Below are 23498 nucleotides of genomic sequence, written 5' to 3'. Positions count from 1 at the left end.
CGCGGCGGCGGTGCGCCGCGCCGTCACGGCTCACGGCCGGCTCAACACTCGACGATATTGACCGCCAGCCCGCCGCGCGAGGTTTCCTTGTACTTGGTCTTCATGTCGGCGCCGGTTTCGCGCATCGTCTTGATCACCGAATCGAGCGACACGTAATGGCTGCCGTCGCCGCGCAGCGCCATGCGCGCCGCGTTGACGGCCTTCACCGACGCCATCGCGTTGCGCTCGATGCACGGAATCTGCACCATCCCGCCGACCGGGTCGCAGGTCAGCCCGAGGTTGTGTTCCATGCCGATCTCGGCGGCGTTCTCGACCTGGCGCGGCGTGCCGCCCATCACGGCGGCCAGCGCGCCGGCCGCCATCGAGCAGGCCACGCCCACTTCGCCCTGGCAGCCCACCTCGGCGCCCGAGATCGACGCGTTGAGCTTGTAGAGGATGCCGATCGCGGCGGCTGTCATCAGGAAGTCGATCACGCCCTGTTCGCTCGCGCCCGGCACGAAGCGCGCGTAGTAGTGCAGCACCGCCGGGATGATGCCGGCCGCGCCGTTGGTGGGCGCGGTGACCACGCGCCCGCCGGCGGCGTTCTCCTCGTTGACGGCGATCGCGTAGAGGTTGATCCAGTCGACCATCGACAGCGGATCGCGCAGCGCCTGCTCGGGGTTGCCGCTCAACGTGCGATAGAGCTGCGGCGCGCGGCGCTTGACCTGGAACGGCCCCGGCAGCGTGCCTTCGGCATCGGGGTTGCCGATCCCGCAGCCGCGCGACACGCACGACTGCATCACGTCCCAGATCTTCAACAGGCCGCTGCGGGTGGTGGCCTCGTCGTTCCAGGCGCGTTCGTTGTCCCACATCAGTTGCGCGATCGACTTGCCGGTGGAGGCGGTCAGCGCCAGCAGCTCGGCGCCGGAGCTGAACGGGTAGGGCATCTGGTCGGCCGCGTTCAGCACCTTGGTGTTCGCCGCGCCGGCCGTCACCACGAAGCCGCCGCCGACCGACAGATAGGTGGTTTCGCGCAGCGCCTCGCCGGCCGCGTCGCGCGCGCGCAGCGTCATCGCGTTCGGATGCTCGGGCAGCGCCTGGCGGTAGAAGCCGATCTGCTCCTTGATCGAGAACGGCACCGGGTGGCGGCCCAGCAGCGACAGCGATTTGCTGTCGCGCACGGCGGCCAGCCGCGCATCGATGGTGTCGGGATCGACCGTGTCGGGCGCGTCGCCCATCAGGCCGAGCATCACGCCGCGATCGGTGCCGTGGCCCTTGCCGGTCGCGCCGAGCGAGCCGTACAGGTCGACGCGCACGGTGGCCGTGCGTTCGAGCAGCGCGTCGCGCTCCAGCCCCTGGACGAACATCAGCGCGGCGCGCATCGGTCCGACCGTATGCGAGCTGGACGGGCCTATCCCGATTTTGAAGAGATCGAACACGCTGACTGCCATGGGGGAGTTCCTGTATGCGGAGCGGGTGAATTAACGCGCCGGCAATGGCAGGCACGCGGCCAGCCACGCGGGCGGCTGCGGCGACAGCGATTGCGCGACGCTGTTGTAGCGGCCGTCGAGACGGGCCGCGAGGTGGAACAGTTCGGTGGCGTTCTTCGGCGCCCACGGCCCCGAGTAGCCGGGCAGGCCGGCTTCGCGCCGTTTGGCGTCGAACGGCACGGTGGAGTTGACGAATTCTTCGTGGGTCTTCTCGCCGCGCGCGTACGGCACCAGCCAGTCGAGCGCGGCCTTCAGCGTCGCGCCGTTCGCGCCGCGCTCGCCGAGCCAGTTGCGGTTGAAGCGGCGCGCGGCCAAGGCGGCCGTGACGAGCGGCTGCAGGTCGTAGACGGTGTAGTGGAGCGCGTCGCGCTCCTCGAAATCGATGGTGGTGCCGTCGGGCTTGATGTTGTCGGCCAGATGCTCGACGAACAGGCGCTGCGCGGCGTTCATCATCTTGCGGTCGCCGAGCGTGAACGCGGCCAGCGCGATCAGCTTGATCCGGTGGCTCTGCCAGTTGTTGCGCCACACGCCCGTGAGCGGGCGCGGCTGCGCCTCGACCTGCGCGACGTAGCCGGCGCCGAGCTTGGCGATGAACGCCGACGCGGCGTTGCGCGTTTTCACCGGCAGCGTGCTCGCCGTCATGTCATACGCGACGATCAGGCTTTCGAAACGGGTTTCGTCGATCGGATTGAAATCCGGCTCGTAGGTGGTGACCCAGGCGAGCAGGAAACGGTTCACGAACGCGAGGTAGGCCGGCTTGTTGGTGACGCGCCAGGCCAGTGCCGCGTCGCGCATGCGCTCCATGTCGTCGAGCGCGGCCTCGCTTTGATCGCGGATGCCTTCATGCGGCAGCAGCCCCTCGGTATGAAGGTGCTGCATCGCGTTCGGCGCGTCGTTCAGGTGCGCGTCGACGCCGCGGATCAGCGCCTGGATGCCGGGTTCGGCGGAAGTCGATTCGTTGCTCTGCAGCGCGGGCGCGGCGCAGAAATTCATGGCCGCCCGAGCGGGCGACGCGCCGACCGAAGCGGCGAACGCGACGCAGGCCGCGACGGCCGGTGCGAACGCCCGCCAGCGAGGCCGCGCGGCGGCGGCCCTCACGCGATGGACGGCCGTGTTGTCCGGTAACACCTTGCGCACCATGCGGAACTCCTCGTTTGGCTGGATGGCGGTGTGTGATGGTAGCCGGACTTGGTAACGAACGCGACCGCGCGCCGCCGCGCCCGCCGGCCCGAGGGCGGTGGCAGGCGCGGCGGCGCGACGCATGGCGGGCGGCGAGGGAAGCGTCAGGCGTTCGCTCAGGCGTAGTCGGACATCGGCACGCAGGCGCAGAACAGGTTCCGGTCGCCGTAGACGTTGTCGGCGCGGCCGACCGGCGGCCAGTACTTGTTGCCGGTGGCCAGCGACGCCACCGGGAACGCGGCCTGTTCGCGCGAATAGGCGTGGTTCCACTCGTTCGCGGTGACCACCGCGGCGGTGTGCGGCGCGTGGCGCAGCGGGTTGTCCTCGCGATCGGCGCGGCCTTCCTCGACGGCGCGGATTTCCTCGCGGATCGCCACCATCGCGTCGATGAAGCGGTCGAGTTCCTCCTGCGATTCCGATTCGGTCGGCTCGACCATCAGCGTGCCGGGCACCGGGAAGCTCATGGTCGGCGCGTGGAAGCCGTAGTCCATCAGGCGTTTGGCCACGTCGTCCACCGTGATGCCGCTCGATTCCTTGATCGGGCGCAAATCGAGAATGCATTCGTGCGCGACCAGGCCGCCGGGGCCCGAATACAGCACCGGGTAATGCGGCGCGAGGCGGCGCGCGATGTAGTTCGCGTTGAGGATCGCCACTTCGGTGGCGGCCGTCAGGTTGCGCGCGCCCATCATCGCGATGTACATCCACGAGATCGGCAGGATCGAGGCCGAGCCGTACGGCGCGGCCGACACCGCGCCGATGCCGTCGGCGTCGCGCGTGTAGCCGGTCGAGCGCTGGTTCGGCAGGAACTTCGCGAGGTGCGCGCCGACCGCGACCGGGCCGACGCCCGGGCCGCCGCCGCCGTGCGGGATGCAGAACGTCTTGTGCAGGTTCAGGTGCGACACGTCGCCGCCGAACTGGCCCGGCGCGGTCAGGCCGACCATCGCGTTCATGTTGGCGCCGTCCACGTACACCTGGCCGCCGTGCGCGTGCACGATCTCGCAGATCTCGCGCACGTTCTGCTCGAACACGCCGTGGGTGGACGGGTAGGTGATCATGATCGCGGCGAGGTTGGCCGAGTGCTGATCCGCCTTGGCCTTCAGGTCGGCGATGTCGACGTTGCCCTGCTCGTCGCAGGCCACCACCACCACCTTCATGCCGGCCATGTGCGCCGAGGCCGGGTTGGTGCCGTGCGCCGACGCCGGGATCAGGCAGACGTCGCGATGGCCTTCGCCGCGCGAGGCGTGATACGCGTCGATGATCAGCAGGCCCGCGTATTCGCCCTGCGAGCCGGCGTTCGGCTGCAGCGACACGGCCGCATAGCCGGTGGCCGCCACCAGCATCTGTTCGAGCTGGGCGATCATGGTGCGATAGCCCACCGTTTGATCTTCCGGCGCGAACGGGTGGATCTGGCCGAATTCGGGCCAGGTGACCGGCAGCATTTCCGAGGTGGCGTTCAGCTTCATCGTGCACGAGCCGAGCGGGATCATCGAGCGGTCTAGCGCGAGATCCTTGTCCGACAGGCTGCGCAGGTAGCGCAGCATTTCCGTTTCCGAATGATGGCGGTTGAACACCGGGTGCGTCAGGTAGGCGCTGGTGCGTTCGAGGTCGGCCGGCAGCACCGGCGCGCCCGGCAGCGCGGCGTCGAGTTCCTCGACCGACGGCGCGGCGGCCCCCGCCACCGTGGCGAACACGGCCAGCAGGTCGGCCAGGTCGGCGCGCGTGGTGGTTTCGTCGATCGACACGCCGACGCGCGTTTCGCCGGCGCGGCGCAGGTTGATGCGCTTGCCGCGCGCCGCGTCGTGCAGCGCCGTGGCCTGCGCGCCGGCTTCGATGGTCAGCGTGTCGAAGAACGTGTCGTTGACGAGCGCGAAGCCGAGCTGCCCGAGGCCCGCGGCCAGCAGGCCGGCGATGCGGTTCACGCGCAGCGCGATGGTCTTGAGGCCGCGCGGGCCGTGATAGACGGCGTACGAGCTGGCCATGATGGCGAGCAACGCCTGCGCCGTACACACGTTGGAGGTGGCCTTCTCGCGGCGGATGTGCTGCTCGCGCGTTTGCAGCGCGAGGCGCATCGCCGGCTTGCCTTGCGCATCGACGGTCACGCCGACCAGCCGGCCCGGCATCTGCCGCTTGAATTCGTCGCGCACCGCGAGGTACGCGGCGTGCGGGCCGCCGAAGCCGACCGGCACGCCGAAGCGCTGGGTGTTGCCGATCGCGACATCCGCGCCCCATTCGCCCGGCGGCGTCAGCACCGTCAGCGCGAGCAGGTCGGCCGCCACCACCACGTGGCCGCCGGCCGCGTGCACGGCTTCGGTCAGCGCGCGGTAGTCGCGCACGTCGCCGTCCACGCCCGGGTATTGCAGCAGCACGCCGAACGCGTTGGCCTCGGCGGCTTGCGCGGCCGGGCCGGTGACGATTTCGATGCCGACCGGCACGGCGCGCGTGCGAATCACTTCGAGCGTTTGCGGCAGCACGTCGTCGGCCACGAAGAAGCGGTTCGACTTCGGCTTGCCGTTGCGTTGCAGCAGCGTCATCGCCTCGGCGGCGGCGGTGGCCTCGTCGAGCAGCGAGGCGTTCGAGATGGCGAGGCCGGTGAGGTCGGTCACCATTTGCTGGAAGTTCAGCAGCGCTTCGAGGCGGCCTTGCGAGATTTCGGGCTGGTACGGCGTGTAGGCCGTGTACCAGGCCGGATTTTCGAGCACGTTACGCAGGATCACGGCCGGCGTATGCGCGTTGTAATAGCCCTGGCCGATGAAGGTCCGGAACACCTGGTTCTGATTCGCCAGCTCGCGCAGCGCGGCGAGCGCTTCCGCTTCGCTTTTCGGCTGCGTGAACGGGCCGAGCGGCAGCGTTTCGTCGCGGCGGATCGCGGCGGGAATCACCGCATCCATCAGCGCCGCGCGCGACGCGAAGCCGAGCGTGTCGAGCATCGCCTGCTGGCTGGCGGCGTCGGGGCCGATATGGCGTTCGGCGAACGCGTCGTGCGTTTCGAGCGCGGCGAGCGAGAGGGGCGTGCGGTTCATCAGGTGATCCGGATGGTCGAGCTTCATGGCATGTCCTGCGGGGTGGCGGCGCGCACCGGAGCCGGGCGCGCCGCGCGGGTCGTAAAACGCTTAGTCGATCAGCTTGGTGTACGCGGCTGCGTCGATCAGCTTGTCGGTGCTGGCGCCGGGGGCGAGCTTGATCTTGAAGAGCCAGGCTTCGTAGGCGTCTTCGTTGACCGATTCCGGCGTGTCGATCGCGTCGGCGTTGACGGCGAGGATCTCGCCCGATACCGGCGAGTAGATGTCGGAAGCGGCCTTGACCGATTCGACGACGCCGACTGCTTCGCCTTCCTTGAACTGCTTGCCGACTTCCGGGAGTTCGAGGAAGACGATGTCGCCGAGCGTGCTCTGCGCGTGATCGGTGATGCCGACCGTCAGCGTGCCGTCAGCTTCGGTGCGGATCCATTCGTGTTCGTCGGTGTATTTCAGATCGGCCGGGACGTTGCTCATCGGATGCTCCTGATTGGGTTTTGTGCGTTGAAGTTCGCCGTGCGCGCGGGAGGGGGCCGTCAGACGGCCAGCACCTTGCCGTTGCGCACGAACGGGAGTTTTACCACGCGCGCGGGAAGGTTTTTGTCCCGGATTTGCACCTGCACCGCATCGCCCGCCGATACGCCGGCCGGCACGCGCGCGAACGCGATCGATTCCTGCATGGTGGGCGAGAAGGTGCCGCTCGTGATCTCGCCTTCGCCGTGCGCGGTGACGACCTTCTGGTGGGCGCGCAGCACGCCGCCGGCCTTGCCGTTTTCCTTCAGCAGGATCAGGCCGACGAAGGCGGCGCGCTGGCCGTTGGCTTCGAGCGCGGCGCGGCCGACGAAATCGCGCGGGGCGGCGAGGTCGACCGTCCAGGCCAGGCCCGCGTCGAGCGGCGAGACGGTGTCGTCCATGTCCTGGCCGTAGAGGTTCATGCCGGCTTCGAGGCGCAGCGTGTCGCGCGCGCCGAGCCCGGCCGGGCGCACGCCCTGGGCGACCAGCGCATTCCACAGCGCTTCGACGTGGCTGGCCGGCACGATGATCTCGAAGCCGTCCTCGCCCGTGTAGCCGGTGCGGGCAACGGTGAGGTCGCCGAACGGCGTGCCGGCGACCTGCGCGGCGTTGAACGGCTTCAGTTCGCTGGTGGCGGCGCGGGCGGCGGGAATCGTGTCCCAGGCCTTGGCGCGCGCGTTCGGGCCTTGCACGGCGACGATCGCCAGCTCGCGGCGCGGCGTGATCTCGAGGCCGAAGCCGCCGTCGGCGTTCAGGCGCGCGAACCAGGCGAGATCTTTCTCGGCGGTGCCGGCGTTGACCACCACGCGGAAGAAGTTTTCGGTGAAGTAATAGACGATCAGGTCGTCGATCACGCCGCCTTCCGGGTTCAGCAGGCACGAATAGAGCGCCTTGCCCGGGGTTTGCAGCTTGCCGACGTGGTTGGCGATGGCGTGCTCGAAGAACGCGCGCACGCGCTCGCCGCGGAAATCGACGACGCACATGTGCGACACGTCGAACATGCCCGCATCGGTGCGCACGGCACGGTGCTCGTCGAGCTGGGAGCCGTAGTTCACGGGCATGTCCCAGCCGCCGAAATCGACCATGCGGGCATTGAGCGCCGTATGCGCGGCGTGAAGCGGGGTGTGTTTGAGTGCGGTCATCGGGGCCTCGGGGTTCCGTCCGCGCGGGTGCGCGAGCGTGACAACGATCTGGCAATTCGCGGGATGCACGGGCGACACGACGCCAGTGAATCCTTGCCAAGCCCCTCTGTCCTTGGTACCTGAGAGATTGCGCGGCCGTGACCGGCCTGCGCGCGCCCCTTCGGTGGGCAGCTTGCCGGTGCGTTCGCACGGGCTACTGCCGCTCTCCAGAGTTCGAAACGCGCGACGCGCCGCATTGGCGGCGCGCACGGTGTTTCGACGCGGTCGGTCCTTTTGCCTGAGAGTTTGCGGGTGTGCCCCTTCGGCGGCGCGGCGAGCCGATGTACCGGCTGCTGCGCGCTCTCCCGACGCGTGCCGGCGAATGTACGCGAGGCCCAACGGCTTGTCAATTTGCGCAAATTCATGTCGCCTGGCGGCAGGCGGATGTCGCACGCCTGCGTGGCGAGGCTGGGGATAAGCCGGTGGACAAGGTGTGGAACGGCAGGGGGTAACCGGCTGTTCGGCTGTGGAAAATCGTGTGGATGACTACGTGGGCAAGCGCGGGATTTGCTGGGGATAAGCGGTGGGCAGGCGGTGGATAACGGGTGGGTAAGCAGGGGCGAAGTGTGGGATAAGGCGGTGGATAACCGGGTGGAAAAGCGCTGAAAAAGCTGTGGAAAGGGGGCCGGAAAACCGTGGGATAAGCGGTGGGCAACTGCCCGTTCGCGGTGGACAAGCCTTGGGATAACCGGTGGGCGAGCGGTGAACAAGTCGCGCGGAGCGGGCTCCGGGAGCGCCGCGCGAGGCCGCGCCATGGCGGCTTGCGGGATGAAACGGAGAGGGAGAAAGCCGGGCGCGGAGCCGACGGCGCGCCGCGCGGTGCCGCGCCATGGCGGCTTGCGAGATGAACGGAGAGGGAGAAAGCCGGGCGCGGAGCCGACGGCGCGCCGCGCGAGGCCGCGCCATGGCGGCTTGCGAGATGAACGGAGAGGGAAAAGCCGGGCGCGGAGCCGACGGCGCGCCACGCGATGCCGCGTCACGGCGGCTTGCGAGATGAAACGAAGACGGAGAAAGAACGGCGCGGAGCCGGCGGCGCACGTCGCGCTCACCCGCCCACACCCACCGCTTACACGCCGATCGCGCGCGCGGCCGTATCGAGTTCCTGGTTCAGCACGCGCTGTTCGTCGGCGGTCAGGCCGCCGCCGTGCTGGGCGCTCATGTCGTTCGCTTCCTGGCGGATCACGTCGAGCCGGCGATGCAGCGCGCGGCCTTGCGGGGGCGGATAGGCGCCACCCGTCACGCGCGAATCGATGCGCCCGCCGAGGCTGTCGATCCGGGCCAGGATGTCGTTCATGCGCTCGACGCCCACCGGCGGCGGCGCCGGTTGCGGCGGGGGCGGCAGCGTCGGCTGGACGGGGGCCGGTTGAACGGGGCGCGGACGCGGCGTCCATCGCTTCGGCGGCGGCGTGACCACGCACGCGGCCAGCGAGGCGACGAGGGCGGCGCCGAGGGCCGTACGGATCAACCGTTGCATGAATCGTTCTCCTTGTGGCGGATCGGTGAGGCGCGAATGCGGGTGCGGCGTGCCGAAAACGAAGCCGGCCCTCTCGGGGCCGGCCGTTTTAAGCACGATTGAGACTATTCCTAAGTCAGTTCGGGTTCCCGAGACTTTTGTAACGGTTTGTACCGGCGAGCGCGTACGCCGGTGTCAAAACGTTTCGCGCACGAACGGCAGGCGGCGGCCTTCGCGCTCGCTGCGATCGGCCAGCTCGATGATCGCCATCACGTCGACGGCATCCTGGGCCGTCACCGGGAACGGCGCGCGATCGTGGATCGAGGCAGCCAGCGCGCGGTAGAACTCGGCGTACTGACCGTCGAGCGTGGGCACCGGGCGTTCCGTCTCGACGTCGCCGTCGAGCAGATGCAGCACGCCGGGGTGGTTGCCGCCGCCGAATTCGACGTCGTCGGGCGTCAGGCCCGCCTTGAGTTGATCTTCCTGCGTGTCCAGCCCGAACTTCTGATAGCCGCCGCGCGTGCCGAGCACGGTGAAGCGCGCCGGCTCGATCGCCGCGAGCGCGCTCGCGTGCAGCGCCACTTCCTTGTCCGGATAGCCGAGCACCAGGTGGATCAGGTCGGCGGCCTCCGAGCCGTCGCGGCGCGCGCGCACCGTCGCGCTGACCGTGTCCGGCGCGCCGAACAGCGCCAGCGCCTGGTCGATCAGGTGCGGGCCGAGATCGAACAGCAGGCCGCCGCCGCGCGTCGCGTCCTCGCGCCAGCGCTGGCGGATCTGCGGGCGGAAGCGGTCGAAGTGCGATTCGAACCAGGTGATGCGGCCCAGTTCGCCGCTCGCGACGAGCTGGCGAACGGTGAGGAAATCGCCGTCCCAGCGGCGGTTGTGGAACGGCGCGAACACCAGCCCGCGGTCCGCCGCGAGCCGCGCCAGCGTGCGCGCCTCGGCCGAACTCAGCGTGACCGGCTTGTCGACCACCACGTGCTTGCCCGCTTCCAGCGTGCGGCGGGCCAGATCGAAGTGGGTGTCGTTCGGCGTGGCGATCACCACGCATTCGACGTCGGCGTGCGCGAGCAGCGCCTCGAAATCGGCCACCACGGCCGCCTGCGGATAGGCGGCGCGCGCCTTCTCGGGCTGCCCGGTGGCGATCGCCGCGACCGTGGTGCGGCCGCTGTGCGCGATCACGGGCGCGTGGAACGTCGCGCCGGCGAAACCGAAACCCATCAGACCTACTTTCAGCAAAGAAGCCATAAGCGAATCCTGTCAGCGAGCGAGATCAAACGAGCGGCTATTGTGGCACGGCGAAGCGGGGCGCGAACACGCCGGCACGCCGGGTGGGCGGTAGCCCGATTCGTTGTCCGGCCCCATTTTGGCGTCACGATCGGCACGCAGGCGGCGTGTTAACATGCGGCCTCCCGCGTCCGTCGTATTCCGATCCGCGCAGCCTCCGGCGGCGCGCACCGCGCCCTGTTCGAAGGCGCGGCGGCGGCGCCGCCATCCGCATCTCCAGTCCGTCAGCCACCATGTCCGCAGGTCTCAATGCCGCTCAAAACGAAGCGGTGCGCTATCTCGACGGCCCCTGTCTCGTGCTCGCCGGCGCCGGCAGCGGCAAGACGCGGGTGATCACCCAGAAGATCGCCCATCTGATCGAGAACAAGGGGTTCGAGCCGCGCCATATCGCGGCCGTCACGTTCACCAACAAGGCCGCCGCCGAAATGCGCGAGCGCGTCGGCAAGCTGCTCGAAGGCAAGACGCTGACCACGCCCGGCAAGGAAGGCCGCAAGGTGCCCGTGAATCAACTCACGGTGTGCACGTTCCACTCGCTCGGCGTGCAGATCCTGCGCCAGGAGGCCGAGCACGTGGGCCTCAAGCCGCAGTTCTCGATCATGGATTCGGACGACTGCTTCGGCATGGTGCAGGAGCAGCTCGGCACCACCGACAAGGGCCTGATCCGCAAGATCCAGAACATCATCTCGTTGTGGAAGAACGGCCTCGTCACGCCCGAGCAGGCGCTCGCGATCGCCGCCAACGAGGACGAGCAGCAGGCCGCGCTGGTGTTCCGCAATTACGTGGCCACGCTGCACGCGTATCAGGCGGTCGATTTCGACGATCTGATCCGCTTGCCGGCCGAGCTGTTCGAGCGCAACGAGCAGGTGCGCGACCGCTGGCAGAACAAGCTGCGCTACCTGCTGATCGACGAATACCAGGACACCAACACCTGCCAGTACACGCTGCTCAAGCTGCTGGCCGGCCCGCGCGCCGCGTTCACGGCGGTGGGCGACGACGATCAGGCGATCTACGGCTGGCGCGGCGCGACGCTGGAGAACCTGGCGCAGCTCGGCAAGGATTTCCCGAAGCTGCATCTCGTGAAGCTGGAGCAGAACTACCGTTCGACGGTGCGGATCCTGACCGCCGCGAACAACGTGATCGCCAACAACCCGAAGCTGTTCGAGAAGAAGCTGTGGTCCGAGCACGGCATGGGCGACACGATCACCGTCACGCCGTGCAACGACGAGGAGCACGAGGCCGAATCGGTGGTGTTCCGGCTGTCGGCGCACAAGTTCGAGCGGCGCACGCAGTTCCGCGACTACGCGATCCTGTATCGCGGCAACTTCCAGGCGCGGATCTTCGAGCAGGTGCTGCGCCGCGAGCGGATTCCGTACGTGCTGTCGGGCGGCCAGTCGTTCTTCGACAAGGCCGAGATCAAGGACTTGTGCGCCTATCTGCGCCTGATCGCCAACGCCGACGACGATCCGGCGTTCATCCGCGCCGTCACCACGCCGCGCCGCGGCATCGGCAACACCACGCTGGAGGCGCTCGGCTCGTTCGCGGGGCAGGCCAAGGTGTCGCTGTTCGAGGCGGTGTACATGGGCGGCATCGAGGCGCGGCTGTCGGCGCGGCAGGTCGAGCCGCTGCGCATGTTCTGCGACTTCATCCAGCGCCTGACCGAGCGTGCCGATACCGATCCGGCCACCACCGTGCTCGACGACATGATGGAGGCGATCCACTACGAGGCGTATCTGTACGACGCGTTCGACGAGCGCCAGGCGCAGTCGAAGTGGCAGAACGTGCTCGAATTCCTCGAATGGCTCAAGCGCAAGGGCACCAAGCCCGAAACCGAGGCCGTCGATGGCGAGTCCGAGGGCTTCCATAACGCCGACGGGCTCGCCGACACCGGCAAGAACCTGCTCGGCCTGATCCAGACCGTCGCGCTGATGTCGATGCTCGAAGGCAAGGAGGACGACCCCGACGCGGTGCGGCTGTCCACCGTGCATGCGTCGAAGGGGCTGGAGTATCCGCACGTGTTCCTGGTCGGGGTGGAGGAAGGCGTGATGCCGCACCGCGGCAACTCGGAGGACGAAGCCGTCGACGACGCGCGCATCGAGGAAGAGCGCCGGCTCATGTACGTGGCGATCACGCGTGCGCAGCGCAGCCTGCACCTGAACTGGTGCAAGAAGCGCAAGCGGGCGCGCGAGACGGTGGTGTGCGAGCAGTCGCGCTTCATCGTCGAAATGGGGCTCGACGAAGCGCCGCCGCCCACGCCCGAGGAAGCGCCGATGACGCCGAAGGATCGGCTGGCGAGCTTGAAGGCGTTGCTGCAGAAGTAAGCCCGGCGGCGCGTTTCGATAAGAATGGCCCGTGCCGCGGATTGCGGACACGGGCCATTTTTTTGCGCGGGCGTCTGGCGGGCTGCGCGGTTTGGCTTACTTCGCCGCGCCCACCATGTAGTCGACGGCCGCCTTGACGTCCGCGTCGGACGCGTTCGAACCGCCCTTCGGCGGCATCGAGCCCTTGCCGTGCAGCGCGTAGTTGTAGACCGTGTCCATCGGGTCCTTCAGGCGCGGCGCCCAGTCCGCCTTGTTGCCGAACTTCGGCGCGCCGAGCACGCCGGCCGCGTGGCAGGCCATGCACACCGATTCGTAGAGCGCCTTGCCTGCGCCCGCGGCGCCGGCCGGCGCCGCAGCGGGGGCGGCGCCCGGTTTCGGCAGCGCCGCGATCGCGGCCATGGCGGCGGCGGCCTGCGCGTTCGCGGCGGCGGCTGCGTCGGGGATGGCCGATGCGTCGGTTGCACCCGAGGCCGCCGTTGCGCCCGAGGCCGCGCCCGGCGCGCCTGTCGCGTTCGGTGCCGCGTTCGGTGTCGCATTGGCTGCCGGCTCGGCCGGTTCGGGGAAGGTCGCGCCGCCCTTGTTCGCCATGTAGACGACCGCGCGCGCGATCTCGAAATCGCTGACGTCGTCGGGGTTCGTGCCGCCGCGCGCGGGCATCGCGCCCTTGCCGGCCAGTGCGGTGTGCAGCAGCGTGTCGTAGCCCTGGGCGATGCGCGGCGCCCAGTCGCCCGCGTTGCCGAACTTCGGCGCGCCGGCCGCGCCCGCCGCGTGGCAGGCCGCACAGACCGCCGTGTAGATCGCTTCGCCGGTCTTGTAGGTGCGTGGCGCGTTGGCGTCCTTGACGTCCACCTGGGCGAGCGGCGCGATGCGCGCGGCCACGGCGGCGTCCGACAGGCCGTCGGTGCCGGCGCCCACGCGGAACGCGTGATCGACGTAGGTGGCGAGCAGGATGATGATCACGATCGGAATCGCGAACGACGCGACGATGACGGCGATCAGTTGCTCGGGCGTCTTGATGGGCGCTTCGTGATGGGGCTGATGGGGCGCTTCGCTCATGCTGGCCTCGTCTCCGTGAATAGGAATTAGGTCGGGTCCGGCTGCGGCAGAATGGCTGTTGACGGAAGCTCGAATGATTATAGACGGCTCTTTTTCACCCGGAAGGGGGCAGCGCGGCGGGCGTTTACCCGCAAGCCGGAAGCCGCGCGGGAGGCGGCCGGCGCGCGGTGGACGCTGTCATGGAAACAAGGTATGCTCTCGCTCTTGCCGGCGTTGCACCCAGGTTTACGGGGTCGTGACGCGGTTTCTAAAAGCGCCCGTAGCTCAATGGATAGAGTACTGCCCTCCGAAGGCAGGGGTTGCTGGTTCGATCCCAGCCGGGCGCACCAAGCCTAGTCAGGCATTCAGCGGTTTCGCCGCTTCAGCGTTTTCTCCCACTTCAGTGAAATTCCAGTCAGCCGGCAGCGATGTGCGGCTCGGCGGCCTGCGTGTGCGACTGCGCCCACTGCAAGTGGTGCATTCAACCGCTCGTGCGTCGGTACGCTGGTCGAACGTAAAACGCGGTTCATTGCGCTCTGTCGAATGGACGGATGCGCGACGCAGGATGCCCTGAAAGGGTTCACGCACCAGATGAAAAGATGCCGGCGTTTCTGCGTGAGCGTCTGACCTACGATCGCGGAACGAGGATGGCCTGTCATGTCGAACAAGCCGAGCGACTGAATCTGGACGCCTTGGACATCGAGTTGGCCGCTGCCAAATTAACTCAACGTTGCGTTTGATTCTTGATGCCGCGCTGTATACGTCAAACGCTGGTTTGTGTGCCGAGATATTGGAAAATACACAGCTCCAAGGTGCATCCAAAAATAGACGAATAAACCCGGGTTGCAACAATCAAAACGCTCACATCAATTCGATTCGAAGATGCGCGATGGCGATGAAAATATTCACGCTACCCAGTCCTCAACGCGTAGACCGGCTACCCGGTCAAACTCCCGAAGATTATTCGTTACCAGAATCAGGCCCCGAGATCGTGCATGACCGGCAATCATTTGGTCGTAGGGGCCGATCGATTTTCCCGTCTTGGCGAGTTCGGCTCTGAGTTGGCCGCTATGAGCGGCAGCCTCATAGTTGTAATCCAGGATGTCCAGACGGGCCGCAAACCCCTCGACCACGCCCAGATTTTTCTCCGGTGAAGCGGACTTCTCCGCCCCATAGATCAATTCCATCAACGTCACCGTGCTGATGCAGAGTTGGCCATGGTAGCGGTTGAAGGCCTCGCGAACTTCGTGAGGTTTGTTCTTGATGGTAAAGATGCAGATGTTCGTATCAAGCATGTACTTGAGCATCAAAACCCCTCACGTTCCTGATCGGCGGGCTGGCCGCGGGTGGACATGAAGTCGGGGCTGACGCCCTCGCCATCGAACCAGCTATCCCAGGACTCGCCGGCAGGGGTCAGGATACGAACGCGGCCGATCGCCACCACGTCGACCCGTTTCACATCGTCAGGAAGCGCCACGGATTTCGGCAGACGCACCGCTTGGCTGCGGTTGCTTTTGAAGATGGCACCTTGTTCCACGATGGACTCCTTGGGATATGTTGAACGTATATGCAATTGTAGTGACGCTGAAGGATATGTCAACGGGATATACCTGTGGTGCTGAGACGGCCGTCGGAAGAAACCTGGCGTTTCGGAGTAGCTGAAAAAACTGGGAAATGCAGTTCGAGAAATGCGGACAGGCCCGCAGACATCTCCTTGGAATCGGTCGAGGTGCTGATCTGCGACACCTCCTCATCCCCGGCTCCCCAACCCAGCCCATCCCCCCACCCAACCCTCAAAAATTCTCCCCTCCCTGCCCCAAAACCATGCAAAAAGTTGCACCCGCAACCATTTAGGATCGGTTTTCAACAACAAACAAAAGCATTTGTCCCCTTTTAGCCGACTTCCCCGAAAAGTCGAAAATTCCTAAGGGTTTCCACTTAGTCAACCTTTCCCGACCCGGGCCGTTATCTCCTCCAGTGCAGAGCGAGGGTCATCCCCTATTTCGCGTGTAAAACGTTTGCGTCCGATCGGTCAAACGTTTGCGACCCGTCATGAACGGGCACGAGGCTGACAAACAAGTAAGGAATCGAAGCGCGGGAACGTCGGGCCGGACAGGCCGTCGCGTCACCCGTGCGGCAGGCATTGGGGGACGCCCGCAGGGGGCGGCCGTGTCCGTAGCGACAGACGCATTACGTGGATCACCGGGATAACCAACATGCGCAATAGTGTTAGGCAAACAGCCTGGCAGGGTGGAGGGTGGCTGCTCCTTTTATGGGGGCTGCTCCTGCTCTCCATCGTGCACGCGCGAGCAGCGGTACCGCTGCCGCCCAGCAATCACATCGTGATCAACCTGGGGGCGACCCCATGGAAATACCTCAAGGACAGTGACGATCCGAGCTATTCGAATCCCGCCTTCGACGATTCGAAGTGGCAATCGATCGGCGTGCCGCAAACGCCCGCCGACAACGACACGTTCATCAATATCGAGTCGGGCGGCGGCCAAGGCCAGCTGACCGGCAACACGAACTGGTATCGCAAGCACTTCAAGCTCGATCCGTCGTTCGGCCCCGATCAGCTCGCCCGCAAGGTGCTGGTGCTGTTCGAAGGCGCGCACACGGGCGTGCAGGTGTACATCAACGGCCAGTTCATCAAGGGCAACAGCCAGGTGGCGGCGAACGCGCAGGCCACCCACGTGATCGGCTTCCTGCCGTTCGTGGTGGACCTCACGCCCTACGTGAAATTCAAGGACGCCAACGGCCAGCCGGCCGACAACGTGCTGGCGGTGAAGGTGTCGCGTGGCGACAAGTTCTTCGAGTCGCCGAGCTTCTCGGGTGCGTTCCGCTTCGGCCAGGACGACACGGGCATCTTCCGTCCGGTGTGGATGCACATCACGGACCGCGTCCATATTCCGGAGAACGTCTACTCGGTGCTCAACACGTGGGGCACCTACGTGGCGACGGTCACGGCGAACGACGCGGTGGCGACGATCCGCGTGCAGACCAACGTCCTCAACGAATACTCGAACGACCAGCCGGTCACGCTGACGACGCAGATCGTCGACGCGGGCGGCAACGTGGTCGCCACGGCGCAGGACACCAAGACGCTCGCGGCCAACACCGCGACCGTGCTGCCCGCGCCGCAATCGACGTTCGACCAGATCCTGACGGTCAACAACCCGACGCTCTGGTATCCGAACAACAGCGTCTACGGCCGTCCGTACCTGTACCACGTGATCCATTCGGTCAGCGTGAACGGCGTGGTGGTCGATACCAAGCAAAGCCCGCTGGGCATCCGCACCATCACCTGGGATCACAACTTCCCGATCATCAACGGCCACCCGCACTACCTGTTCGGTGCATCGGGCCGCTACGACTATCCGGCGCTCGGCTCGGCCGTGCCGGAAGACCTGCAATGGCAGGATCTCTCGCTGCTCGCGCAGGCCGGCGGCAGCTCGTATCGCCCGGGCCATTCGAGCCAGGGCCGCGAGTGGCTCGACGGCGCGGACGAGTACGGGATCATGATGCTGCAGCCCAGCGGCGACGGCGAGAACGGCTTCCCCGCGCCCTGCACGGCGACCACCACGACCGGCTGCGTGACGCAGGACAACATCACGCTGAAGTCGGAACTGCACCGCGACATGATCATTCATGACCGCAACCATCCGTCGGTGCTCGCCTGGGAGGCGAACAACGGCACGATGGACCCGGGCATCGCGGCGAACCTGAAGCAAATTTCGCGTGTGTACGACTTCATCAACACGCGCGCGCAGGCGGACCGCACGCCGAACCCGGCCAACGGCGACATCCTCGGCTGCTCGGGCCAGGGCTGCGACGTCAACGTCAAGACCACGTACCCGGCCACGCCGGCCTACGGCTCCGAATACTGGGGCGACGGCGTGGGCCGCTGGAAGTACGACTTCGAGATCCAGTTCGCGGCGTCGTATCTGCGCGACTGGGTGCACAGCATGATCGGCAAGTCGTTCGGCATGGCGCACTGGTACCTGGCCGACACGCCGGGTGAAATCAACACGCAGACGGACGGCGTGCTGAACAGCGAAGTGCGGTCGAACGGCGCGTCGATGATGGACTGGAACCGCCTGCCGCGCCTGATCTACTACATCTACAAGTCGGTCTGGACGCCGTACAAGGGCTTCAACGGCACGCTCCAGCCGGTGGTCAAGCTGGCCAACACCTGGAACCGCACGGGCCTGGTGCGCGTGAACGCGTTCAGCAACTGCCCGTCGGTGCGTCTGCGCCTGAACGGCCAGATCGTCGGCGGCGCGCAAACGCCGAACCCGACCAGCTCCGACCCGTCGGCCGACCTCTCGGAAAACACCACGCTGCTGCCGGGCCAGGTGCACTGGGACAACATCCCGTTCCAGCCGGGCACGCTGGTGGCCGAGTGTCTGAACGACGACCTGCAAGTCGCCGCCACCGACACGCTGACCACCGCCGGCGCGGCCGATCACCTGCTGCTCACGGTCGATCCGCAGATCGTCAAGCCGGACGGCGACAGCTTCGTGCTGACCGCCAACGGCACCGACGCGGCCACGCTGACGGCCAAGGTCGTCGACGCGGCGGGCAACCTGGTGCCGGACGCGAGCCAGACGCTGACGTTTGCAGTCAGCGGCCCGGGCACCTATCGCGGCGGCTCGGACCACTACGTCAACGACGCGCAGCCGCAAGGCTGGCACGCACCGGGCGACCCGAACCTGTCCGCCGAAGGCGGCATGGCGAAGATCGCGGTGCGCACGCAGTTCCAGCCGGGCACGGTCAACGTCACGGTGTCGTCGCCGACCCTCGGCAGCGCAACCGCATCGTTCGCGGTGCAGCCGGCCGTCAACGCGCAAGCGTTCGACGGCACCGACATGGTGGTCGGCCAGCAGCCGCAAACCGCGCCGCAGATCCTGACCCAGCCGGCCAGCCAGGTCGTCACGCTGGGCCAGAGCGGCACCTTCACGGTGCTGACCGCCGGCGCCACGCCGATCGGCTATCAGTGGTTCAAGAACGGCCAGCTGATCCCGGGCGCGAACAGCTACACGTACACCACGCCGGCCCTGCAACAGGCCGATAACGGCGCGAACTTCAGCGTCGAGGTCAGCAACCTGATCGGCAAGGTGCCGTCGAACAGCGCGACGGTCACGCTGGTGCAGCCGGCCGTGCCGACCATCGTCACGGCCCCGCTCGCGCGCAACATCACCGCGGGCCAGAGCGCCGAGTTCCTGGTGGTGGCGTCGGGCTCGCCGGTGCTCAGTTATCAATGGCTGCGCAACGGCACGCCGATCACCGGCGCCAACGCGCCGGTGTACGACACGCCGGTGATGCAGGTGACCGACAGCGGCGCGCTCTACAGCGTGCTGGTCAAGAACAGCGCGGGCCAGATCACCTCCGATCCGGTCGGCCTGACCGTCAACGTGGCGGTGGCGCCGACCATCCCGTCGGCCACCGACCTGATCGACCAGAGCGTGCCGGTCGGCCAGGCCGTGACGTTCAGCGTGACCGCGTCCGGCTCGAACCCGCTCAGCTACCAGTGGTTCCACGGCAACCAGCCGGTGGGCGACAACTCCGACAGCCTGCTGATCCCGTCGGCGCAATCCACCGACGCGGGCAGCTACAAGGTCACGGTGAGCAACAGCGCGGGCAGCGTCGACAGCCGTACGGCGACGCTGACCGTGAGCGGCACCGACGCGTCGAACCTCGCGCTCGGCGCGACGGCGAAGTCGAGCAGCGATCAGAACGGCGGCCTGGTGGCGGCCAACGCGATCGACGGCTCGGTCGCCACGCGCTGGTCGTCGGCGCCCGACATCGATCCGTCCTGGCTCGAAGTCGATCTCGGCTCGGTCAAGACCTTCGACAAGGTCGTGCTGAACTGGGAAAACGCCTACGCCTCGGAGTACGACATCCAGGTGTCGAACGACGAGAAGGTGTGGAACACCGTGTTCCCGAACGGCCAGCCCGACGGCGCCGGCGGCACCACCGCGCCGGTGGTGGGCGGCGGCAACGTCGAGACGCAGAACTTCGCGAGCACCTCGGCCCGCTACGTGCGGATGCTGGGCGTGAAGCGCGCCACGCAATACGGCTACTCGCTGTTCGAGTTCCAGGTGCTCGACGCCCCGCAGTGCGGCGGCGAAACCGAGCGCTACACGCCGCTGGCGCCGCAACCGGGCATCTGGCAGTCGACGATTCCCGGCCTGCCGAACGGCCCGTTCGTGCCGAACGTGAAGGACAACCAGAGCGGCCTGACGTGGCAGCAGACGTACACCACGTTCGCGGCCGACGGCGCGCAGTTCACGCAGGACGTCGCGATCAAGTACTGCAACGCGGTGGGCATGCGCGTGCCGACGCTCAACGAAGCCGAGACGGTGGCACGCTCGAACTACGCCTCGTGCGCGTTCCCGTCGCCGTGGCGCACCTGGACCACGACGGTGGTGCCGAACCTGCCGACCAATGCCTGGCTGGTCGATTCGTCGGGCCGTCAGTCGCAGGGCATCATCAACAACGCCCCGGCGTGGGTCATGTGCGTGTCGGGCAACACCTCGCCGGCGCCGGTGATCACGGCGCAACCGGCGGCGCTCACGGCCAGCGAAGGCCAGAGCGCGAAGTTCACGGTGGCCGTCACGGGCACCGGCCCGCTCGACTATCAGTGGAAGCGCAACGGCACGCTGGTGGCGATCACGACGATCCCGTCGTACACCACGCCGCCCGTCACGGTCGCGGCCGACAACGGCACGATCTACACGGTCGACATCAGCAACGCGGGCGGCACGGTCACGACCGCGCCGGCCACGCTGACGGTGGTGGCCGCCACGACCGGCGGCACCGGCAATACCGGTGGCACGGGCAATGGCAACGGTAACGGCAACACGGGCGACCCGGGCAACACCGGCAACGGTGGCGGCACGACCACCCCGCCGCCGCCGACCGTGCCGAGCGCGAACCTCGCGTACGGCAAGCCGGCTACCTCCAGCGGCAACGAGAACGACGGCTACGGCCCGGGCAACGCCACCGACGGCAGCCTCAATTCGCGCTGGTCGTCGGCGTTCGCCGATCCGCAGTGGATCACGGTGGACCTCGGCTCGGTGCAGACGGTCGATCGCGTGGTGCTGCGCTGGCAGGACTCGTACGGGGTGGATTACAAGATCCAGACCTCGACCGACAACAGCCAGTGGAACGACGCGGTGACCAAGACGGGCGACACCGGCGGCACCGAGGACCTGCGCTTCCCGGCGCCGGTGCAGGCGCGCTACGTGCGCATGTACGGCACCAAGCGCGCGACGCAGTACGGCTACTCGCTGTTCGAGTTCGAGGTGTACAACAGCGCGAACACGCCGAGCTACGCGGTCACGGCCACCAGCAACGGCAACGGCGGCGGCAGCATCACGCCGGCCGGCAGCACGCAGGTGCTGCAGGGCGGCGTGCAGAACTACCAGTTCGCACCGGCGGCAGGCAGCGCGGTGACGGGCGTGCAGGTCGACGGCGCGGATGTCGGCATCGTCGATCACTACACGTTCAACGAAGTGCTGGCGCCGCACACGGTCAATGTCACGTTCGGCTCCGCGGCAGCGGCGGTGAACCTGGCGCTGGGCACCAAGGCCAGCGCGAGCGGCCTGGAAAACGACGGCTATCCGGCGTCGAACGCGGTGGACAACAACCTGAACACGCGCTGGTCGTCGAACTTTGACGACAAGGCGTGGATCACGCTCGATCTCGGCAAGGAAAGCACGTTCAACCGGGTGGTCCTGAACTGGGAGAACGCCTACGGCAAGCAGTACCTGATCCAGACCTCGCACGACAACGTCGACTGGTCGAACACCGTCTACACCCAGAACAACGGGCGCGGCGGCATCGAGGATCTGCCGTTGACCGCCACCACCACGGCGCGCTACATCCGCCTGCAAGGGGTACAGCGCGCAACCGGCTACGGCTACTCGCTGTTCGAGTTCGCCGTGTACAACGATCCGGCGTTGGCCGGCTCGGGCAGCACGCCGCCGCCGCAACAACCGGTCAGCCCGTTCGTCGAGCAGCCGGCCAACCAGGCGGTGCCGGTGGGCCAGAGCGGCCACTTCGCCGTGCTGATGTCGGGCACGGGGCCGTACACGTACCAGTGGCAGCTCGGCGGCAAGCCGATCGCCGGTGCGACCAACCGCACCTACGACACGCCGCTGGCCGTGGCCGGCGACACCGGCAAGGTGTTCAGCGTGGCGGTGACGGGGCCGGACGGCACCGTTACCGGCTCGGGCAACGCGACGTTGACGGTGGACACCGCGGTGCCGGCCTACACGGTCAAGCCGGGCCTGATCGGCGTGGACCTGCAGAACAACACGCAGGGCGCCTATACCGACGACCAGGTGTACGTGGCCGTCATCGCGCGCGACCCGGCCACCGGCCAGTTCGCGTGGCTCAAGCCGGACGGCACGATCGTGGCGTCCAGCGCGGCCGACAACGACGCGCCGAACCACCTGACCGCGCCGAACGGGCAGAACTACAGCAACTACTTCTTCACGCTCGCGCAGAGCAAGACGCTGCAGTTGCCGCCGATGTTCTCCGGCCGGATCTTCGTGTCGCTCGGCAGCCCGCTGTACATCAAGATCAACACGGACGCCAACGGCAACATCGGTTTCGCGCCGCCCGATCCGAACAACGGCACGGACCCGAGCCTCGGCATCCCGTTCGACTGGTACGAGTTCGCGTACGGCAGCAACGGCCTGTGGATCAACACCACGCAGGTCGACGAGTTCGGCTTCCCGCTCTCGCAGGACGTCTACTCGGCCAACGGCACCGTGCATCAGCGCACCGGCATCACGCAACGCCGCGCCGATCTGTACCAGGCGTATGCACGCGAAGTGTCGGCGCCGTTCCAGCCGTCCACGCCGTCGAACTTCCGCATCATGGCGCCGGCCCACGACTCGTTCGCCGCGGGCAAGCCCAACGGCACGTATTTCGACGGCTACGTCAACGACATGTGGACGTACTACGCGTCGAACGATCTGCCGGTGGTGGCGGGCGCTCGCGCGTTCGTCGGCCGCGCCTCGGGCACGCAACTGGTGTTCAAGGAAGTCGATCAGCACAACGGCCAGTTTGCCGGCGCGACCTACACGGTCAACAAGCCGAACACGCAGGCGGTGCTGTTGTGCAATGACGTGTTCCTGGATGGCGACGGCACGCAGCAGCAGATCGAGGCGCAGCTGTGCGCCGCGATCAACCGCCACGTGATGGGCGACACGACCAAGTGGAACGTGCCGTCGGCGTACTACGCGGCCTCGCCGTTCAACGAGTACGCACGCTTCTGGCACGACCACGGCATCAGCGGTCTGGCCTACGGCTACGCGTTCGACGACGTCAACAACCAGAGCTCGACGATTCAGGTGCCGGTACCGGAGCACATCGTGCTCGGCATCGGTTACTGAGGTCGAACCGGCGGGCGCGCCCAAGCGGCGCGCCCGCGTTTTTCCTGATGGGTGATCGAAGATGAACGGGACGACTGTCCGAACCGCCGGCGCACACCGGCTCGCGCACACGCCGCGCCGTCATACGCGCGGCTTCACGCTGCTCGAACTGCTGGTGGTGCTGGTGATCATCGGCATGCTGGCGGCGATCGTCGGGCCGCGCTATTTCGCGCAGCTCGGCAAGTCGCAGGTGACGGTGGCGCGCGCGCAGATCGACGTGCTGACCAAGGCGATCGACAACTACCGGATCGACGTGGGGCGCTTCCCGACCACCGAGGAAGGCTTGCAGTCGCTGGTGGTCAAGCCGGCCGGCGCGGACAAGTGGAACGGCCCGTACCTGAAGAAGGACGTGCCGCTCGATCCGTGGGGCCATCCGTACGTCTATCAGGTGCCCGGCACCAAGGGCGATTACGCGGTGATCTCGTACGGCCGCGACGGGCAACCGGGCGGCTCGGGCGAGGACGCCGATCTCAGCAGCGAGTGACATCGCCGCGCCATGCATCGGGTTCGCGCAAGCGGACCCGGCATGGCGGTGCGCCCGGGCCGTTCTCGCAACGAGGAACGGACCACGGACGCACCGCCATGCCACGGCAGACGCTCGGC

The 23498-nt window shown here is 67.3% G+C and carries 13 protein-coding genes, 1 tRNA gene and 2 riboswitches; of the genes, 4 read left to right on the top strand and 10 right to left on the bottom strand.

The genetic code is table 11. The annotated features are described in order from the left end of the window. Positions 1-41: 41 nt before the first annotated feature. The 7 genes from AB4851_RS15850 to AB4851_RS15820 all read right to left on the bottom strand — a co-directional run bounded on the left by AB4851_RS15850 (position 42) and on the right by AB4851_RS15820 (position 10057). A complete protein-coding gene (locus AB4851_RS15850; RefSeq protein WP_414443555.1) occupies positions 42-1430 on the bottom strand; it encodes an L-serine ammonia-lyase in 1389 nt (462 codons plus the stop codon). Between the two features lie 30 nt (positions 1431-1460). Beyond that, positions 1461-2609 carry an alginate lyase family protein gene (locus AB4851_RS15845; RefSeq protein ID WP_414450603.1) on the bottom strand — a complete coding sequence of 383 codons (1149 nt, stop codon included), beginning with the start codon at positions 2607-2609 and terminating at the stop codon, positions 1461-1463. A gap of 155 nt (positions 2610-2764) precedes the next feature. Further along, positions 2765-5695 (bottom strand): aminomethyl-transferring glycine dehydrogenase, encoded by a 2931-nt coding sequence (gene gcvP, locus AB4851_RS15840; protein ID WP_414450602.1) that lies wholly within the window; start codon positions 5693-5695, stop codon positions 2765-2767. A 63-nt stretch (positions 5696-5758) separates the two neighbouring features. Then, positions 5759-6139 (bottom strand): glycine cleavage system protein GcvH, encoded by a 381-nt coding sequence (gene gcvH, locus AB4851_RS15835; protein ID WP_414450601.1) that lies wholly within the window; start codon positions 6137-6139, stop codon positions 5759-5761. Positions 6140-6198: 59 nt separating this feature from the next. Then, entirely contained in the window at positions 6199-7317 is a 1119-nt protein-coding gene (gene gcvT, locus AB4851_RS15830) for a glycine cleavage system aminomethyltransferase GcvT (RefSeq protein ID WP_414450600.1), read from the bottom strand. 96 nt (positions 7318-7413) lie between these two features. Continuing rightward, positions 7414-7537, bottom strand: a riboswitch (glycine riboswitch). Between the two features lie 34 nt (positions 7538-7571). Beyond that, positions 7572-7674, bottom strand: a riboswitch (glycine riboswitch). Positions 7675-8422: 748 nt separating this feature from the next. After that, the gene (locus AB4851_RS15825; RefSeq protein WP_414450599.1) at positions 8423-8830 is read right to left on the bottom strand and encodes a hypothetical protein; all 408 of its coding nucleotides are present in this window, start codon (positions 8828-8830) and stop codon (positions 8423-8425) included. A 174-nt stretch (positions 8831-9004) separates the two neighbouring features. Further along, entirely contained in the window at positions 9005-10057 is a 1053-nt protein-coding gene (locus AB4851_RS15820; RefSeq protein ID WP_414450598.1) for an oxidoreductase, read from the bottom strand. A 272-nt stretch (positions 10058-10329) separates the two neighbouring features. On the opposite strand from AB4851_RS15820, the gene AB4851_RS15815 reads away from it, so the two are divergent. After that, entirely contained in the window at positions 10330-12414 is a 2085-nt protein-coding gene (locus AB4851_RS15815) for a UvrD-helicase domain-containing protein (protein ID WP_414450597.1), read from the top strand. A gap of 96 nt (positions 12415-12510) precedes the next feature. Here the strand turns inward: AB4851_RS15815 and AB4851_RS15810 are convergent, their stop codons facing one another. Further along, the gene (locus AB4851_RS15810; protein ID WP_414450596.1) at positions 12511-13470 is read right to left on the bottom strand and encodes a c-type cytochrome; all 960 of its coding nucleotides are present in this window, start codon (positions 13468-13470) and stop codon (positions 12511-12513) included. A gap of 253 nt (positions 13471-13723) precedes the next feature. Here AB4851_RS15810 and AB4851_RS15805 point away from each other — a divergent pair. Next, a tRNA-Arg gene (locus AB4851_RS15805) sits at positions 13724-13799 on the top strand. A gap of 555 nt (positions 13800-14354) precedes the next feature. Here the strand turns inward: AB4851_RS15805 and vapC are convergent. Continuing rightward, on the bottom strand, positions 14355-14756 hold the full coding sequence (vapC, locus tag AB4851_RS15800) for a type II toxin-antitoxin system tRNA(fMet)-specific endonuclease VapC (RefSeq protein ID WP_414450595.1): 402 nt from the start codon (positions 14754-14756) through the stop codon (positions 14355-14357). Continuing rightward, positions 14756-14986 (bottom strand): type II toxin-antitoxin system VapB family antitoxin, encoded by a 231-nt coding sequence (gene vapB, locus AB4851_RS15795; RefSeq protein ID WP_414443565.1) that lies wholly within the window; start codon positions 14984-14986, stop codon positions 14756-14758. Before vapB ends, vapC begins: the two co-directional genes overlap by 1 nt. Positions 14987-15791: 805 nt before the next feature. On the opposite strand from vapB, the gene AB4851_RS15790 reads away from it, so the two are divergent. Together AB4851_RS15790 and gspG are read left to right on the top strand one after the other, a co-directional pair. Next, positions 15792-22856 (top strand): beta-1,3-glucanase family protein, encoded by a 7065-nt coding sequence (locus AB4851_RS15790; protein WP_414450594.1) that lies wholly within the window; start codon positions 15792-15794, stop codon positions 22854-22856. Positions 22857-22917: 61 nt separating this feature from the next. Beyond that, positions 22918-23379 (top strand): type II secretion system major pseudopilin GspG, encoded by a 462-nt coding sequence (gene gspG / locus AB4851_RS15785; protein ID WP_414443567.1) that lies wholly within the window; start codon positions 22918-22920, stop codon positions 23377-23379. The last annotated feature ends 119 nt before the right edge of the window (positions 23380-23498 follow it).

Origin of the sequence: Burkholderia sp. 22PA0099, from assembly GCF_047497165.1 — a bacterium.
In the GTDB taxonomy this organism is placed as follows: domain Bacteria; phylum Pseudomonadota; class Gammaproteobacteria; order Burkholderiales; family Burkholderiaceae; genus Burkholderia.
This window is presented reverse-complemented; position numbering and strand designations above follow the sequence as displayed.